Source organism: Streptosporangium sp. NPDC002524 (assembly GCF_040295985.1).
In the GTDB taxonomy this organism is placed as follows: domain Bacteria; phylum Actinomycetota; class Actinomycetes; order Streptosporangiales; family Streptosporangiaceae; genus Streptosporangium.
Genome location: NZ_JBEOWK010000020.1, coordinates 37569 through 54179, shown reverse-complemented (window position 1 = coordinate 54179; position 16611 = coordinate 37569). Strand labels below are relative to the sequence as shown.

Genomic DNA, 16611 nt, shown 5'->3' with positions numbered 1-16611 from the left:
CACCGGGCCACCGCTGGAGCGTCCGGACGGATCGCGGGGATCCGGGCCCCGTCCGGCCGATAGGGTTCGGTCATGCGTCTGGTCATAGCGCGGTGCAGCGTGGATTACGTCGGGAAGCTCACCGCCCATCTCCCGATGGCGCCCCGGCTCATCCTCATCAAGGCCGACAGCAGCGTCTCCATCCACGCCGACGACCGGGCCTTCAAGCCGCTCAACTGGATGAACCCGCCGTGCAAGCTCCGCGAGGAGGAGGGCACCTGGACGGTGACCCACGGCAAGACCGGTGAGAAGCTCGTCCTCACCATGGAGGAGATCATCCACGACACCAGCCACGAGCTGGGCGTGGACCCGGGCCTGATCAAGGACGGGGTCGAGGCCCACCTGCAGGAGCTGCTCGCCGAGCACATCACCACCCTGGGCGCGGGCTGGACGCTCGTCCGCCGCGAGTACATGACGGCCATCGGCCCCGTCGACATCCTCTGCCGCGACCACACGGGCGCGTCCGTCGCCGTGGAGCTCAAGCGCCGCGGGAACATCGACGCCGTGGAGCAGCTCACCCGCTACCTGGAACTGATGAACCGCGACCCCCTGCTCGCCCCGGTCGCCGGAATCCTCGCCGCCCAGAGCATCGCCCCCCAGGCCAAGACCCTGGCCGAGGACCGCGGCATCCGCTGCGTCACCCTCGACTACGACGAGCTGCGCGGCATCGAACGCAACGACACCCTCTTCTGACAGCCCGGACCTCGTCGGCCCCGGATACCGCCGGGGCTCACTGGTCCGACGACTGCCGTTACGGCGTGCCGAACTCTCCGTCCAGCACCCCGCCCAGGAACGCCGACCACTCCGCGGGCGTGAAGACCAGGGCGGGGCCGCTCGGGTTCTTGCTGTCGCGGACGGCGATGACACCGGGCAGGTTCCGTGCCACCTCGACGCAGGCACCACCCTGGCCGTTGCTGCGCGCGCTCTTGCGCCACTCGGCGCCCGACAGGTCTACAGGCTGATCGTTGACGGACATCCCCGCGTCCCTTCTCCCCGGCGATCACCGCTCAAGCTCGGCCGCGACTTTCGCCAGGAGCGTCCTTGACGCCTCTACCGGCAGTGCGGCCGCGCGCAAAATGGTCGAGCATCAGCGTATCCCGCTTGACTCCCGAAGTCTTTCACGATCAGGTAATCCGCTCATGGGGCCAATGATTCACTGGCGAGGACAGCAGAAAATGTCATCTCGTTGGTATCCCACTTGAAACCATACGGTTCGCCCGGCGCAGTCGGTATAGATGCCCCAGCGACTGGATATCGCCTCTACGAGGAAGAGACCTCGCCCTCCCTCTGCGAACATGTCCGTGCTGACTTGCGGGACGGATTCGCTGCCCTCGTCCGCGACATCGGCGTGTATGAAGTCATAGCCGTCGACGAGAGCGAGGGTGACTCTGCCGCCGTTGCGGGAATCGGAGTGGATCACGGCATTGGTGACGAGTTCCGAAACAAGCAAGGTCACATTTTCCAGGGCCGGATGACCGGCACCGAGCCTTTGCCTGACATACTCACGCGCTCGGGCCACAGACTTCGGGGAGCCGATCAAGTCGGTGACACCCAGCAGCGTTCCCTTGGTCTCGCGATCCGAGTCGCAGGTGTGACGTCTATCGCCCCCGTACTGCTCTTCTCTCGCATCCGGATTTCGCATGGGGAAACCGTATGACTGCGCGACGCCACACGACTAGATCGACTTTGTGCCACTCTGCGGAGATCGGAAAGCGAACTGACACATCTCGTGTCACTACTCAGTAGTCCAGCTGAACGAAATCTGCTAGATCGCGCATGTCGCCGGTAAGGGTGCGTCTACGGGCAAAAATACCCTTGAGGATGTCTTTCGCGTAGCCCTGGTTGACGATCCACTCTGGAGAGTCCTGTTTGATCCGGCGCAGGACGTCGAATGCCTCAACGTACTGACGTGACCGGCGATGAGCATCCGCCACATCAAGGAGATGACGATTGCGGTTGTTGGAGGTAGGAGCGAGGTCGTTGATGGAGATGGCCTGCGACATGCGCAGGACAAGGTCGGGGCGATCTTCCACCATGGCGTTCTCCGCCCGCTTCATCGCCACGGTGATCGGGCCGAAGGTACGCAGGAAGTCGCCCCCCGGAGAGATGTCACGGCTCATCGCGACGGCGGCCGTACGCGCGAGACGGATCGCGTCCTCCGCCTCCCCAGGCCTGTTGTCCCGTACGGCAGCCGCCGACGAGCGCAGAAGTAACCATCCCCAGGCCGACAGGTCTTGAGGTGTCGCACGTGAGATGCGGGGCTCGACATCGTCCGCCCACTTGATCGCCAGCTGCCGGGCCTGCTCAAGTCGTCCTTGTCGCAGGAGCAGCCAGCACCGTGTACTGACGATCGCCGCCGCTTCCAGCAGGTCGTCCGCGTCGTCGAGACCACGCAGCAAGGCAAGCTCCGCCGCTTCGAACTGCCGGGTTTGAGTGAGGAGCCAGCCCGTGAGGTGAAGCAGGCGGGCACGCACGAACCGTTGTGACCGATCGGCGCCCACGAGCGTGTCGGTGTCCGCCAGCAGCCTGGGAAGGCTCGTGGCCAACTCCGCGTACTTGTCGCTCTTCCACAACGGCATCGAAGCGTCCAACGCTGTACGGACACCCTCCACGGTCGGCGGTTCTTCGGACTGATCGCCAAGACCGTGCAACGCGCGACGGACCGTTCCCCAACGGTCGGCGGTCTCCGCGTCCGCCTGGTCACCGATACCGTCGACGATGATCATGGTGGTGGGCACGCGAAGCGCTGCGGCTATCTTGCGGGCAGTCTCCAACCTCACGTCCGAGCGGGACCCCTGCTCAAGCTTCCGGATAAGGGAGGCGGACACTCCAGAGACCGAGGCGAGCTCCGCTTGGCTCATGCCACGCCGCTTCCGGAGGTTGACGACCCGCTCGCCCATCGTGGCCATGTGACTCATGCTAAGCCGGAACGAATATCCCTGGCAGTGGGTGTACGACCCTGAGCTTGTCCCCCGTACGTCCGGTGGCGGGAGATCCGTCCCGAGGTCGTGCGCCGAGGAATGACGAAACCCCGTGTCCTTCGTTCGGTGGACACGGGGTTCCATCGAACGTTGGTGCCGCGCGGACCCCGTGAACGCGACGCTTGAGGCATGGACACAGCGGTGAGAGTGAGAGGCCTGACCAAGCGCTACGGCGAGGTCCAGGCCGTCGGGGGGATCGATCTCGACATCCACGCGGGCGAGGTGTACGCGATCCTGGGCCCGAACGGGGCCGGGAAGTCCACCACGGTGGAGATCATGGAGGGGCACCGGACCAGGGACGCCGGGGAGGTCAGCGTCCTGGGTGTCGACCCCGGCAGGCCCACCCGCGCGTGGCGTTCGCGGATCGGCATCGTGCTGCAGACGGCCAACGACGTGGCCGAGGCGACCGTACGGGAGACCGTGCGGCACTTCGCGGGTTACTACCCGGGCAGCAAGGACCCGGACGAGGTGATCGAGCAGGTCGGCCTCACGGAGAAGGCGGACCAGCGCATCCGCAAGCTCTCGGGCGGCCAGCGGCGCCGGGTGGACGTCGCGCTGGGGGTGATCGGCGACCCGGAGCTGCTCTTCCTGGACGAGCCGACCACCGGGTTCGACCCGGAGGCCCGCAGGCAGTTCTGGGAGCTGATCGCGGGCCTGGCCCGTGGCGGCACCACGATCGTGCTCACCACCCACTACCTGGACGAGGCCGAGGCGCTGGCCGACCGGGTGGCCGTGGTCGCCGGGGGGCGGATCGTGGCCGAGGGCGAGCCCAAGACCCTGGGCGGCAGGGCCGCCGCCAAGGCCCTGGTGAGCTGGTCCGACGAGGGTGGGCACCACTCCCTGGAGACGGACACGCCGACCAGGACGGTCCTGGAGCTGACCGCCCGCTTCGACGGCGAGGTCCCCGAGCTGGCCGTGACCCGTCCCACCCTGGAGGACGTCTACCTCCGCCTCATCGAGACCCCCGCCTGACCGTCTCCCGTACGAGCTTCAAAAATCCCCCGAGGTGACCAATCAGATGAGCCAGACCCTTGCCCGACCTTCCGCCCCGGCCCTCCGGGCCGGGCAACCTTCCGTGACACGACTGGGGCTGTCACGGACGGTCATCGAGAACAGGATGTTCTTCCGCGAGCGGGAAGCGGTGATCTTCACCTTCGCCCTCCCGATCATCATGCTGGTGCTCTTCGGCTCGATCTTCTCCGGTGAGATGGAGGGGACCGGCCTCACCGTCTCCCAGCTCTACGTGGCAGGGCTGATCGGGACCGCCACGATGACGGGGTTTCAGAACCTCGGCATCAACGTCGCGATGGACCGCGACGACGGCACCCTCAAACGGCTGGCGGGCACCCCGCTGCCCCGTACCTCCTATTTCATCGGCAAGGCCCTCAACACCCTGTCCGTCTCCTTCTTCCAGGTCGTCATCCTGCTGGCCATCGGGGTCACGCTGTTCGGCCTGGAACTGCCGTCGGAGGCGTCCAGGTGGGTGACCTTCACCTGGGTGTTCGTGCTCGGCGTGGTCGGCTCGTCCCTGCTCGGGGTCGCGATCAGCAGCCTGCCCAGGTCGGCCAGGAGCGCCAGCGCGGTGATCGCGATGCCGTTCGTGGTGCTGCAGTTCATCTCCGGGGTGTTCATCCCCATCGGGCAGCTGCCCGCCTGGCTGGTGAACGTCGCCTCGGTCTTCCCGCTCAAGTGGATGTGCCAGGGCTTCCGGTCGGTCTTCCTGGGTGACGCCGGAGTCACACTTGAGGTCGCGAAATCGTACGAACTCGACCGAGTCGCCCTGGTTCTGGGAGCCTGGGCGGTCGGAGGACTGGTGCTGTGCCTGATGACGTTCCGCTGGAAGAGCCGCCGCGACGGATGAGCCCCGCCGACCACGCCGAGCCCCCCGCCCGGGGGGCCGGTGCCCACGCCTGGGAGTCGCTGTGGGGCTGGGAGGTGCTCCTGGTCATCGCGATTCTCCTGCCCAGCTGGACCGCGCTCGGCATGGACATACCCGTACGCGAGAAGGTGATCGTGGCGGGCTGCCTGCTCGCGATCCTGCCGCTCTACGTCCTGCTGGGCCGTCCGGCGATCGTCGCCGAGGACCGGACGCGCAGGGCGGTCTACATCGCCCTGCTGATCACACTGTTCACCGTCCCCGGGCTCATCGCGCCGTACGCGACGTTCGCGCTGTTCGGGCTCTGCCCGCAGTGCTTCATCGTCTTCCCCGCCAGGCGGGCGATGGTCGCCGTGGTCGCGCTCAACCTCCCCCCGATGATCCGCTACCTGTTCCTGGTCGGGGATCCGGACCTGTTCAACTTCGTGATGGTCACCACCATCGTCATCTTCTTCTCCGCCATCTTCGGTGTCTGGATCGAACGGATCACCCAGCAGAGCGAGGAGCGGGCCGCGCTCATCGAGGAGCTGGAGAGCAGCCGGGCCAAGGTGTCCAGGCTCTCGGCCGAACGCGGGGCGCTGGCCGAGCGCGAGCGGCTCGCCGGGGAGATCCACGACACCCTGGCGCAGGGCTTCACCAGCATCATCATGCTGATCCAGGCGGCCGAGGCGCAGCCGGACCCGTCCCGCCACCTGGCACTGGCCATCCAGACGGCGCGGGAGAACCTGACCGAGGCCCGCCTGCTGGTCACCACGCTGAGCCCGGCGCCGCTGGACGGCTCGACCCTGGACGAGGCGCTGCGGCGGCTGACGAACCGGCTCGGCGAGGAGACGGGCCTGGCCGGCGGGTTCGAGGTGCGCGGGGAGTCCCGGCCGCTGAGCGCGCCGGTCGAGGTGGTGCTCGTCCGCGCCGCCCAGGAGGGCCTGGCCAACGTACGCAAGCACGCGGCCGCGACATCGGTCGCGGTCTCGATCGCCTACCGGGACGGCTCCGTGCGGCTGGAGGTACGCGACGACGGGCGCGGTTTCGAACCGCTCGGCGGCGAGGGGTACGGCCTGCGGGGCATGCGCGCCCGCGTGGAACAGGTCGGCGGGACCCTCACGGTGGCGGGACTCCCCGGCGGGGGGACCGCCCTCGATGTGATCGTCCCCACCGACCGGGCCGCCCTCACCACCGACGCCCCCGGCGACCAGACCGGCCGGCCCGACCAAAACCAGACCAGCCAGACCAGCCAGACCGACCGAATCGACCAGACCGACCGAATCGACCGGACCGACCAAAACCAGACCGGCCGAACAAACCAGACCGACCAGAGCAGCCGAACAAGCCAGCCCGGCCAGCCCGCTCAGAGGGTGTGACACATGCTTCGCGTGATGATCGTCGACGATCACCCGGTGGTCCGGGAGGGCCTTCGAGGCATGCTGGAGGCCGACCCCGGGATCACGGTGGTGGGCGAGGCGGCGTCCGGGGACGAGGCCGTGGTGCGCGCGGGCGAGCTCGCGCCGGACGTGATCCTGATGGACCTGCGCATGCCGGACGGGGACGGGGTGAGCGCCACCTCGCGCATCCTCACCGTCCGGCCGGAGAGCCGGGTGGTCGTGCTGACCACCTACGAGACCGACGCCGACATCGTACGGGCGGTCGAGGCCGGCGCGGCGGGCTACCTGCTGAAGGACACCTCCAGGGCCGATCTGATGGCCGCGATCCGCTCGGCGGCGCGCGGGGAGACCGTGCTGTCGCCGTCGGTGGCGACCAGGCTGGTCACCCGGATGCGCGCTCCGGTGGCCGAGACGCTGTCGCCGCGCGAGACGGAGGTGCTCTCCCTGGTGGCGAGGGGGCTGACCAACGCGGAGATCGGCAGGACCCTGTTCATCAGCGAGACCACGGTGAAGACCCACCTGCTGCGCGTCTTCGGCAAGCTCGGCGTCTCCGACCGCACCGCCGCGGTGACCACGGCCCTGGACCGGGGCCTGCTCACCCGCTGAGCAGGGGACCGCTCACCCGCTGAGCACCGGCCCGGGACCCAACGCTCCCGGATCGTCGCGAGCCGCAATCGGGATTTCCCGCTCGCCCGGAATGGGCCTAACCTCATTCGTGCGAACGGAAGGACCTTGACCGACTACTCAGACTTGTCACCTTCTTGCACCTTGAATGTAAGAAATAATACAACGACCCTTCCGCAAAAAGGATCTTGCACCCATAATGGTTGATTCCGGGGGCCAGAACCATGAGGTGGAAGTGATAAAGCGAGTATCTGTCAACCTCGCGCTGACCTGCGGGAGCTTGACATGAACGGACGGTCCTACCGGGGAATGTCGGCGGAGGAGCGACTGGCTGAACGCCGGGAGCGCCTGGTCTCCGCGGCGTACAACCTTTACGCCGACCCCGGGTTCCCGGAAACGACGATCGAGAGGTTGTGCGCCGCGGCACGCATCTCCAATCGCGCCTTCTACGAGTGTTTCTCGGGTCGCGACGAGCTGATGCAGACCGTGTACGACCGGTGCGTGCGCGAGACGCTGGAGGAGATGACGAAAGCCGTCGACCAGGCCCCCGACACCCTGGCCGCCCGGGTCAAGACGGGGGTCACCAGCTACATCAACTTCGTCACCGGTGACAGGCGCCGCGCGCGGATCATGCATCTGGAGGTACGCCGGGCGGGCGACTGCCTCACCACCTCCAGACAGTCGGCCGTGGCGTCCTTCATCAAGATGATCGAGTCGAACGTCGCCGACCTGCCGGAGGCCACGAAGGCCAACCGGCGTCTCCTCTCGCTGGGCATGATCGGAGCGGTCCAGGAACTGCTCATCGAGTGGGTCCTGGCCGACGACCCGCCTCCGGTCGACGACCTGATCGACACCGCCACGCACATCTTCCACAGGTCCTTCGTGACCTGACACCGGTGGGAGACGAGGACGGGCCCGCCAGGCCCGTCCTCCGAACGTGTTCCGGCGCCGCCGTCGCCCCGAACCCCGGCGGCCGTCCGGATCAGGCCACCGCGGCCACGGGAAGCTCGACGGTGAGGACCCGGTTGAGCCGGGTCACCGCCAGCACCCGCATCACCCTCGGCGGCACCCCCCGCAGGATGAGTCGGCGTTCCGCGCCCACGGCGCGGCGATGCGTGCCCACCAGCACCCCGAGACCGGTGGCATCGATCATTTCCAGCCTGGAAAGATCTACGATCAGGTCGCCGCGCCCGGAGTCGACCGCATCGTGCAGCCGCGGGCGTACTCGGGCCACGGTTCCCACGTCGAGACGATTGCCGACGCCGACCACCTGAGCCCGGGGGTTACCAGGGACGCGCATGCCTCCTCCTCACGCCCGGCCGCCGAAGGGCATCGGCCCGGCACAACGGCGGTGCGTCACCACAGCCGTCCGATCACGCACCGCATTCATACGATGTCAAAACGTACAAGAAGGTGCGAACCTCCCTCGGTTCCGAGGCCAACCTTCAGGCGAACATGTGAGTCCCTTGCCCGAATCAAGTGAGAAAACGCGGTTTAAAGCCAACCTTTTTGCTGGGCCGATCGGATCGCGGTGATCCGGTTGGTCGCGCCCAGTTTGGTGATGGCGCTGGACAGGTAGTTGCGGACGGTGCCCTGGGTGAGGGTGAGCGCGGCGGCGATCTCGGCGACCGAGGCCCCCTGGGCGGCCAGCGCCAGGGCCCCGCGCTCGCGCTCGGTGAGGGGGCTCTCCCCCGCCATCATCGCCGAGGCGGCCATCTCCGGGTCGAGATAGCGCCCGCCCGCGTGGACCTTGCGGATCGCCGTCGCCAGCTCGTCGGCGGAGGCGTCCTTGGGGATGAAGCCGCGCACCCCGGCCGCGAGTGCCCGCCTCAGGTGTCCCGGCCTCCCGAAGCTGGTCAGCATCAGCACCGCGTGGCCCGGCAGCGTCTCGGCGACGCTCAGCCCGTCCATCCCCGGCATCTCGATGTCCAGCACGACCACGTCGGGCCGGTGCTCCAGCACGGCCGCCGCCACCAGGTCCCCCCTGGCCACCTCGGCCACCACCTCGACGTCCGGCTCCAGCCCGAGCAGGGTGGCGATCGCCTTCCTGACCAGGTGCTCGTCGTCGGCCAGCAGCACCCGGATCACCGCGCCCCCCTCACCCCGGCCGGACCGCTCGCCCCAGCCGGACCGCTCGCCCCAGCCGGACCGCTCGCCCCAGCCGGACCGCTCGCCCCAGCCGGACGGCACGCCCCCATCGGACCGCTCACCCTGACCGTACGGCACGCCCTCACCGGACCGCTCGTCCCGACTGGACGGCCCGCTCCCCCATGACCGCTCGTCCCGACCGTACGGCACGCCCTCACCGGACCGCTCGCACCGGCCGGACCGCTCGTCCCCACCGGCCGGTCCGGCCCCGCGGCCATCGTCCGGATCATCATTCTCCCCCCAGCGGAACCGTCGCCCGCAGCCTGAACTCCCCGGGGCCGCCGGGACCCGCCGTGACGGTCCCGCCGAGGGCGGCGACCCGCTCCGACAGCCCGATGAGGCCGGTCCCGCCCCGGCCGTCCACCCCGTCCGCTCCGTCCACCCCGTCCGCTCCGTCCATCCCGTCCGCTCCGTCGGCCCCGGTCACCCTGTGCCCCCCGCCCGTCCCGTTCGATCCGCTCGTCCCCTTCACCCCGTCGTTCGTCATCACCAGCACGGCGTACCTCTCCCGGACGGTGAGCGAGATGCGGCACTCGGTGGCGGAGCTGTGCCGCAGCACGTTGGTGGTGCCCTCCCTGACCACCCAGGCCAGCAGGGTGGCCGCCCCCTCGGGGATCTGGTCGCGCGGCGTCTCCAGCGTGCAGCGGATGCCGCCCGCCTCCAGCACCGCGGTCATCGCGCGCAGCTCGGCGGCGAGGTCGACCGTACGGTAGCCGCGCACGACCGCGCGGATCTCCTTGAGCGTCTGCCGCGCCAGGACCCGTACCTCGTCCATCTCCCCGGCCGCCCGCGCGGCGTCCACCCCCGACAGCTTGGCGGCCACCTCGCTCTTGACGGCGATCGCGGAGAGGCTGTGCCCGACCAGGTCGTGCAGGTCGCGGGAGAAACGGAGCCGCTCCTCGGTGACGGCCAGCCTCGCCTGCGCCTCCTTGCCCTCCTCCGCGGCCCTCACCACTCGCCAGAACCAGAGCTGGAGCCGGTTCGCCCACGGCGACACCGCGGCCACCCCGAGGTAGGCGCTGAGGGAGGGAAGGGTGCTCTCCACGTACGGCGGCACGAAGATCTCGGCGAGCCCGGGAGAGGGATCGGTGCCCGGCGGCGCGAGCAGCAGGCTGACGGCGATCGCCACGACGGTGGCGGCGACCGTGGCCGACCTGCCCAGCAGCAGCGCGGCGCCCGACGCCCACGCCGGGCCGAGCAGTCCCCAGGTCCAGGGGTCACCGCCCTGGGTCAGCATGAGGATCACCGCGACCGCGGCCGAGCCGACGATCTCACCCGTCGCGGTGGTCCCGGCCACGGCCGCGTTGAGGATCCTCATGTAGAGGACGGTGAAGACCACCAGGCCCGGCACCCCGACGAGCAGCAGGGGGAGCCCGAGGTGCCCGTTCTCCTCCCCCAGCTCGCCGAGAGGGCCGACCCAGGCCATGACGATGCCCAGGGTCATGGTGAAGACGGTCATCCGGCGGAACCGCTGCAGGGGAGACCGCCGCTTCCCCCGGGGAACCACGGAAAAGACGAGGCGCGCGAGGCGCCTCACCCCTTTTTCACCGATATTTACTGACATTTCGTTATGAACGTTAGCCGTGCCGGGGTTCCCAGCGGAACAGCCACCGGGCCAGCAGCCCGGCCACCACGAGCCAGCCCAGCAGGATCGCGAAGGAGGGCAGCGCGGCCACCCACTGCCCGCCCACGCTCAGCGCCTCCCCGCCCCCGGAGACGTGGTCCCCGCCCAGGAAGGCGGTACGCGCGATCTCCACGACCGGGGTCGCCGGGAGCAGGGCGGAGACCCCGCCCAGCACACCGGGCAGCGCGTCGGCGGGGAAGGCGACCGGGGCGCCGACCAGCACGACCAGGAGCACCGGCAGCACCGTGACCTGGGCGAGCTCGGCGTTCGGCGTGAGACCGGAGAAGGCGGCGGCGAGCAGGCAGAACAGCGCGACCCCCAGGACGGCGACGGTCACGAGCATCGGCACGTTGGCGATCGTGGCCCCTTCGGCGCGCTGGATCCAGACGGCCAGGAGCGCCACCTGGGCGAGATAGAGCGTGAGCGCCCCGAGCGCGCTGCCGCCGAGGATCGCCGGGCCCGACGGCTGGCCCGCGCGCAGCCGCTTGAGCACCAGCTCCTCGCGCCGGGCGGTGAAGGAGTTCACCAGGTTGATGAAGACCGCGAACACCAGGATCAGCCCCGGCAACCCGGTCAGCACGAACAGCCTCCCGGCCACGCCGTCGATCCTCTCGGCGCCCACGGCCTGGGTGTACACCCAGGCCATCAGGAGCGGCAGCAGGAGCACGTTGAACAGGACCGTGGTGTTCCTGCCCACCAGGGTGAGGTCGAGCCTCGCGAGCCTGATCGCGTGCAGCACGTCGGTTCTCATCGTCACTCGCCCCTTCTCGCCGGTCCCGCCGGCCCGCCGCCGGCCCCCCGAACCGCTCCGCCCGCTCTACCCACTCCGGCAGCTCCAGCCGCTCCACCCACTCCGGCAGCTCCAGCCGCTCCGGCAGCTCCGCCCGCTCCGGTCCCCTCCCCGTCCCCGAGCGCCTCCCCGGCCACGCGCATGAAGGCGTCCTCCAGGGTCCCCCGGCGTACGGCCAGCCGTTCCAGGGTCTCGTCCCGCGCGTCGGCCCAGGCCAGGAGTTGCCGTACCGCCGCGTGCGCGCGGGTGCCGGCCTGTGAGCCGGTGAGGGTGTAGGCGACCTCCGTGGCACCGCTGTCGCCGCCGTAGGTCAGCACGGGGGCCACGCCGTCCAGCGAGGGGAGGTCGCCGAAGGCCCAGGAGATGCCGGGGAGGCGGAAGGAGATCCGGTCGCCCGACCCGGCCACCACCTCCTCGACGGTGCCCTGGAGGTGGATCCGGCCCTCGTGCATGATCGCCAGCCTGCTGGCGAGGCGCTCGGCCTCCTCCAGGTAGTGGGTGGTGAGCAGCACCGTGGTGCCGCCCGCCCGCAGGTCCTCGATCACCTTCCAGGTGGCGCGCCGCGCCTCGGGGTCCATGCCGGTGGTCGGCTCGTCCAGGAACAGCACCTCCGGCCGGGAGATCACCGCGAGCGCGAGGTCGAGCCTGCGCCGCTGGCCCCCGGAGAGCTGCCGCACCCTGGTCCTGGCCTTCCTGCCCAGCCCCGCCGCCTCCAGCGCGTCCGTGGTCCGCGAATCCGTACCCCCGCGCCGGCCTCCCGAGGACTTGACCGGGAGTCCGGCCGGGGCTTCCGCGCGGCCCGCGTCCCGGCTCAGCCCCTCCCACAGGCCGACGGTCTCGGCGACCGTGAGGTCACCGAGGAAGCCGCCCTCCTGCAGCATGATCCCCACGCGGGGCCGCAGCTTCCTGCGCTGCCCGACCGGGTCGAGCCCGAGCACGCGGACACTGCCGCCCGTGGGTGCCCGGAAACCCTCCAGGACCTCCACGGTGGTGGTCTTGCCGGCCCCGTTCGTGCCGAGCAGGGCGAACAGCTCGCCCCTCGGCACGGTGAAGGAGACGCCGCGTACCGCCTCGAAGTCCCCGTACGCCTGCCGGAGACCGCCGACCTCGATCACGTCGTCGAGGCCGGCGGTGGCGCCGGGCGGGTCCGTCACCTGTGGTGTTCTCATGGGGACAATCGTCGTCGTCCCGCGTTCGGCCAGGTAGTCGCCGATATCACCGGAAAAATGTGATCTTTGAGGTGATCCGGATGACAAATGTCAACTACGGGCGGGGCGGCAGCGCGGGACGCCTGCGGGACGGCCGGGTGGCGGGGTCGGGCGGGGTCGCCGCCGGGCGCTCGTCCAGCGCGGCGAGCACGAGCCGTACCGCCTCCTCGATCTGCGGGTCCCTGTCCCGCGCCCAGTCGTCGGGGGCGATGTCGACCTCGACGTCCGGGTCGACGCCGTAGTTCTCCACGCCCCAGCCCAGCTCCTCGAACCAGAAGGAGTACTTGGGCACGGTGATGTGCGAGCCGTCGACCAGGCGGTGGGAGTCCTCGATGCCGATGACGCCTCCCCAGGTGCGGGTGCCCACCACGGGCCCGAGCTTGTGGATCTTGAAGGCCGCGGTGACGATGTCGCCGTCGGATCCGGCGTTCTGGTTGGCGATCGCGACCAGCGGGCCGCGCGGCGCGTCCTCGGGGTAGGTGATCGGCGTCATGCCCCGGGGCAGGTCCCAGGCGATGACCCGGCGGATCAGCTTCTCGATGACCAGCTCGGAGGTGTGACCGCCCCGGTTTCCCCGTACGTCCACCACGAGGCCCTCGAAGGTCATCTCCCTGCGCAGGTCGCGGTGGAACTGCGCCCAGCCCTCGGCCACCATGTCCGGGATGTGCAGGTAGCCCAGGCGCCCGCCGCCGAGCTCCCTGACCCGCGCCCGGCATCCGGCCACCCAGTGCTGGTAACGCAGCCGCCGGTCGTCGCGGAGCGGTGTGACGACCACCCGGCGGCCACCGGCCAGGGTCAGCTCCACCGGCTTGTCGGCGGCGCCGACCAGCAGCCGCGCGGGCCCCTCGGGCGGCACCGGGCGGCCGTCGACCGCGAGCAGCGCCTCTCCCGGCTGGACCCCCGCCCCGGGACCGGCCAGCGGCGAGCGGGCGTGCACGTCGGAGGACTCGGCGGGCAGCACCCGGTCCACCCGCCAGCGGCCGTCCTCGCCCCTGGAGAGGTCGGCGCCGAGCAGCCCGATCGGCTCGGAGGCCGGGTAGCCCCAGGGAGCGGCGTCGACGTAGGCGTGCGAGCTGCCCAGCTCCCCCATGACCTCCCAGAGCAGGTCGGCGAAGTCGTCGGCGGTGGCGACCCGGTCCACCAGGGGCCGGTACTCCTCCAGCACGGCCTCCCAGTCGACGTCGGCCATGTCCTCGACCCAGAAGTCGGCGCGCATCCGGCGGCCCAGCTGGGCGTAGGCGTGCCGCCGCAGCGCCCTGGGGTCGGCGGTGATCCGGATCCTGGACAGGTCGACGGTCGTGTCGTCGCCGTTCTTGCCGCCCGGCTTGCCCCCGGCCGGGCGGACCGTGAGCGTGCCCTTGTCGCTGACGACGAGCTGCGTGCCGTCACCGCTCACCCGGTACCAGTCGAGCTTCTCGACCACTTCCTCCCACTTGCGCTTGACCAGGTCGTAGCGGTCCAGCGCCGGGCGGGGCGCCTCGCCGCCCACCTCGTCCCTGTCCTCGCCGAGCTCCCCGGCCAGCGGCTCCCGCAGCCAGACGAACCCGCCCTTGACCGCCCGCAGGTCCGAGTAGCGCCCCTCGGGCACCGGCACCTGCACGACCCTGGCGGCGATGCCCTCCAGGTCCACGGTGACCGCGCCCGTCTCCTTGCCGTCGTCGTCGCCGGAGCCCGGCCCGGAGTCGGCGGCCCGCCCCGCGGAGCTGGGCGCGAACGGGGACGGCGTGGACGCCGACAGCGGCACCAGGTAGGGCCGGTAGCCGAAGGGGAAGGACATGTCGAAGGAGTGCGCGTCGTAGACCGGGTCGAAGCCGCGCCGCGACAGGAACGCCAGATAGTCCCCCGCGAACGCGGGCGAGATGTCCACGAACCGGCCGTCGGTGACGTCGGTCACCACCCGGTCGGCCACCCTGGCCAGCCTGATCCTGCGCAGCTGGGTGCCGTCCGGGTGCGACCAGGCCAGCCAGGCCGAGTCGGGCGACCAGGTGAGGCCGTGGATCTCCCCCTCGGCCCCGGCCAGCTCCACGGCCTCGCCCGAGGCCACGTCGACCAGGAACAGCCGCCCGTTCCTGGCGGTCACCGCGATCGTGTTCGCGTCGGGCGCGACGGCCAGGTCCCCGACCTCGCCCAGCGCGCCCACGGCGATCCTGCGGCCCTCCCCGCCCCCCACCGGGACGATCTCCAGCCCCTGCGTCTCGCCGTCGTCGAAGACCCACACCACGCGGTCGTCGCCGAGGACGCGCGGCCGCCCCGCCGACAGGCCGTCGCTGAGCTGCCGCGCCGGGCCGTCCCGGTGGGTCACCCAGTGCACCGACCCCTGGACCTCCACCGCGCTGGCCCGCCCGGTCGCGTCCACGGCCAGGTCGTGCACCCGCCTGCCCGCGTGGACCTGGTACGGCTGCCGCCCGCGCAGCGGGGAGCCCGGGGTCACGTCGAGTTTGCGGGCCTCGGCGTCGAGACCGTCCAGGAGGTAGAGGTCCCCGGCGTTCTGGTAGACGATCCGGGTCCCGTCGGTGGTGGCGTGCCGGGCGTAGAAGACGTCGTGGTCGGTGTGGCGGCGCAGGCCGGTGCCGTCCGGCTCGCAGGAGTAGAGGTTGCCGACGCCCTCGTGGTCGGAGACGAAGACGAGCCGCCCCCCGACGAGCATCGGGTCGGTGAGGTGGCCGTTCAGGTCCGCCAGGATCCGGGTGAAGTCGTCGTCACCGCGCCGCACCCACAGGCGGCCCGCCGTGCCGCCCCGGTAGCGCTTCCAGACCGCCGGGTCGCGGTGCAGCCCCCCGGTGAGTAGCGCCACCGTGCCTTCCGGGTCCCCCGCGACCGCCAGGTCGTTGACCGGGCCGTACGGCAGCCGCTCGACGCGTCCCTCCCCGACCGCGTAGGCCCACGTCTGCGAGATGAACGGCTGACCGGTCGCGCTGATCGCGAGAACCTCGCCGTCCGGTGTCCAGCCGCGAGTGCGCGTCCGCGCGTCCCCCCAGTAGGTCAGCCGCTCCGCAGAACCGGAGCCGAGATCCGCCAGGTGGATCTCGGGGGCGCCGTCGCGGGCGCTGGTCCAGGCGATCTTGGTGCCGTCGGGCGAGAGGCGGGGGTGGCTCGCGGGGGCCCGGTCCGAGGAGAGGCGCCACGCCCGGCCGCCGTCGGCCGGGGCCGCCCAGACGTCGTCGTCGGCGACGAAGGTCAGCGTCTCGTGGGAGATGTGGGGGAATCGCAGGTAGAAACCAGAAACCATCGACAAATCATATTGTCCACTATCGGGTTAAACAGGAGGGTTTTTCGGCCGATACGCTGAGCCACATGACGCGAGCTGACAGAGACAAGCCGGTGGTGCTCTCGAAGATCTACACGCGCACCGGGGACGACGGCACGACCGCGCTCGGTGACATGAGCCGCACCCGCAAGACCGATCCGCGCCTGGCCGCCTACGCGGACGTCGAGGAGGCGAACGCGGCGATCGGCGTGGCCCTCGCCGCGGGGACCCTGGAGGCGGACGTCACCGCGGTCCTCGGCCGGATCCAGAACGAGCTGTTCGACGTCGGGGCCGACCTGTGCGCCCCGCTCGTGGAGAACCCCGAGTTCCCGCCGCTGCGGGTCGAGCCCTCCTACGTCGAGTGGCTGGAGGCCCGGTGCGACGAGTTCAACGAGCGCCTCGCGCCGCTGCGCAGCTTCATCCTGCCCGGCGGCACCCCGGCCGTGGCCGCGCTCCACGTCGCCAGGACCGTGGTCCGGCGGGCCGAGCGGACCGTCTGGTCGGCGCTGGAGGCCCACGACGACGTCAACCCGCTCACCGCGAGGTATCTCAACCGGCTGAGCGACCTGATGTTCATCCTCTGCCGGGTGGCCTCGGGCGGCGACGAGATCCTCTGGAAGCCCGGCGGCACCCGCTGAGAGACCAAGGAAAGGCCAGGCGCCGAACGCGGTCACTGCCAGTCAGGCGACGTCGAG

The 16611-nt window shown here is 70.4% G+C and carries 16 protein-coding genes; 7 read left to right on the top strand and 9 right to left on the bottom strand.

What is annotated here, in order from left to right; all coding sequences use genetic code 11:
* The first annotated feature begins 72 nt into the window (after window positions 1-72).
* Entirely contained in the window at window positions 73-732 is a 660-nt protein-coding gene (gene nucS, locus ABT053_RS30320; RefSeq protein ID WP_329091017.1) for an endonuclease NucS, read from the top strand.
* Between the two features lie 58 nt (window positions 733-790).
* On the opposite strand, the gene ABT053_RS30315 is transcribed toward nucS, so the two are convergent.
* The 3 genes from ABT053_RS30315 to ABT053_RS30305 all read right to left on the bottom strand — a co-directional run bounded on the left by ABT053_RS30315 (window position 791) and on the right by ABT053_RS30305 (window position 2948).
* A complete protein-coding gene (locus tag ABT053_RS30315; RefSeq protein WP_350973527.1) occupies window positions 791-1015 on the bottom strand; it encodes a DUF397 domain-containing protein in 225 nt (74 codons plus the stop codon).
* A 177-nt stretch (window positions 1016-1192) separates the two neighbouring features.
* Window positions 1193-1681: an ATP-binding protein gene (locus ABT053_RS30310; protein ID WP_350973526.1), complete on the bottom strand. Its 489-nt coding sequence runs from the start codon at window positions 1679-1681 to the stop codon at window positions 1193-1195.
* Between the two features lie 97 nt (window positions 1682-1778).
* Window positions 1779-2948, bottom strand: coding sequence for a helix-turn-helix domain-containing protein (locus ABT053_RS30305; protein WP_350973524.1), 1170 nt, complete (start codon window positions 2946-2948; stop codon window positions 1779-1781).
* A gap of 201 nt (window positions 2949-3149) precedes the next feature.
* On the opposite strand from ABT053_RS30305, the gene ABT053_RS30300 reads away from it, so the two are divergent.
* From ABT053_RS30300 to ABT053_RS30280, 5 genes are all read left to right on the top strand, one after another.
* A complete protein-coding gene (locus ABT053_RS30300; protein ID WP_350973523.1) occupies window positions 3150-3992 on the top strand; it encodes an ABC transporter ATP-binding protein in 843 nt (280 codons plus the stop codon).
* A gap of 103 nt (window positions 3993-4095) precedes the next feature.
* Window positions 4096-4881 carry an ABC transporter permease gene (locus ABT053_RS30295; protein WP_350973521.1) on the top strand — a complete coding sequence of 262 codons (786 nt, stop codon included), beginning with the start codon at window positions 4096-4098 and terminating at the stop codon, window positions 4879-4881.
* On the top strand, window positions 4839-6254 hold the full coding sequence (locus ABT053_RS30290) for a histidine kinase (protein ID WP_350973519.1): 1416 nt from the start codon (window positions 4839-4841) through the stop codon (window positions 6252-6254). The genes ABT053_RS30295 and ABT053_RS30290 overlap by 43 nt, the downstream gene beginning before the upstream one ends.
* A 3-nt stretch (window positions 6255-6257) precedes the next feature.
* The gene (locus ABT053_RS30285; RefSeq protein WP_350973518.1) at window positions 6258-6881 is read left to right on the top strand and encodes a response regulator; all 624 of its coding nucleotides are present in this window, start codon (window positions 6258-6260) and stop codon (window positions 6879-6881) included.
* Between the two features lie 303 nt (window positions 6882-7184).
* A complete protein-coding gene (locus tag ABT053_RS30280) occupies window positions 7185-7790 on the top strand; it encodes a TetR/AcrR family transcriptional regulator (protein WP_350973516.1) in 606 nt (201 codons plus the stop codon).
* A gap of 91 nt (window positions 7791-7881) precedes the next feature.
* Here ABT053_RS30280 and ABT053_RS30275 read toward each other — a convergent pair whose 3' ends face one another.
* The 6 genes from ABT053_RS30275 to ABT053_RS30250 form a co-directional block, all read right to left on the bottom strand.
* Complete coding sequence (locus ABT053_RS30275; protein ID WP_350973514.1) at window positions 7882-8199, bottom strand: STAS domain-containing protein; 318 nt, start codon at window positions 8197-8199, stop codon at window positions 7882-7884.
* Between the two features lie 194 nt (window positions 8200-8393).
* The gene (locus ABT053_RS30270) at window positions 8394-8987 is read right to left on the bottom strand and encodes a response regulator (RefSeq protein WP_350973687.1); all 594 of its coding nucleotides are present in this window, start codon (window positions 8985-8987) and stop codon (window positions 8394-8396) included.
* 289 nt (window positions 8988-9276) lie between these two features.
* A complete protein-coding gene (locus ABT053_RS30265; RefSeq protein WP_350973512.1) occupies window positions 9277-10506 on the bottom strand; it encodes a sensor histidine kinase in 1230 nt (409 codons plus the stop codon).
* 118 nt (window positions 10507-10624) lie between these two features.
* Window positions 10625-11422: an ABC transporter permease gene (locus ABT053_RS30260; RefSeq protein ID WP_350973685.1), complete on the bottom strand. Its 798-nt coding sequence runs from the start codon at window positions 11420-11422 to the stop codon at window positions 10625-10627.
* Between the two features lie 2 nt (window positions 11423-11424).
* Window positions 11425-12630, bottom strand: a complete 1206-nt coding sequence (locus tag ABT053_RS30255; RefSeq protein ID WP_350973510.1) for an ABC transporter ATP-binding protein — start codon at window positions 12628-12630, stop codon at window positions 11425-11427.
* 94 nt (window positions 12631-12724) lie between these two features.
* A complete protein-coding gene (locus ABT053_RS30250) occupies window positions 12725-15898 on the bottom strand; it encodes a S41 family peptidase (protein WP_350973508.1) in 3174 nt (1057 codons plus the stop codon).
* 65 nt (window positions 15899-15963) lie between these two features.
* Between ABT053_RS30250 and ABT053_RS30245 the strand changes: the two genes are divergently transcribed.
* Window positions 15964-16554 (top strand): cob(I)yrinic acid a,c-diamide adenosyltransferase, encoded by a 591-nt coding sequence (locus tag ABT053_RS30245; protein WP_350973507.1) that lies wholly within the window; start codon window positions 15964-15966, stop codon window positions 16552-16554.
* Window positions 16555-16611 lie beyond the last annotated feature (57 nt).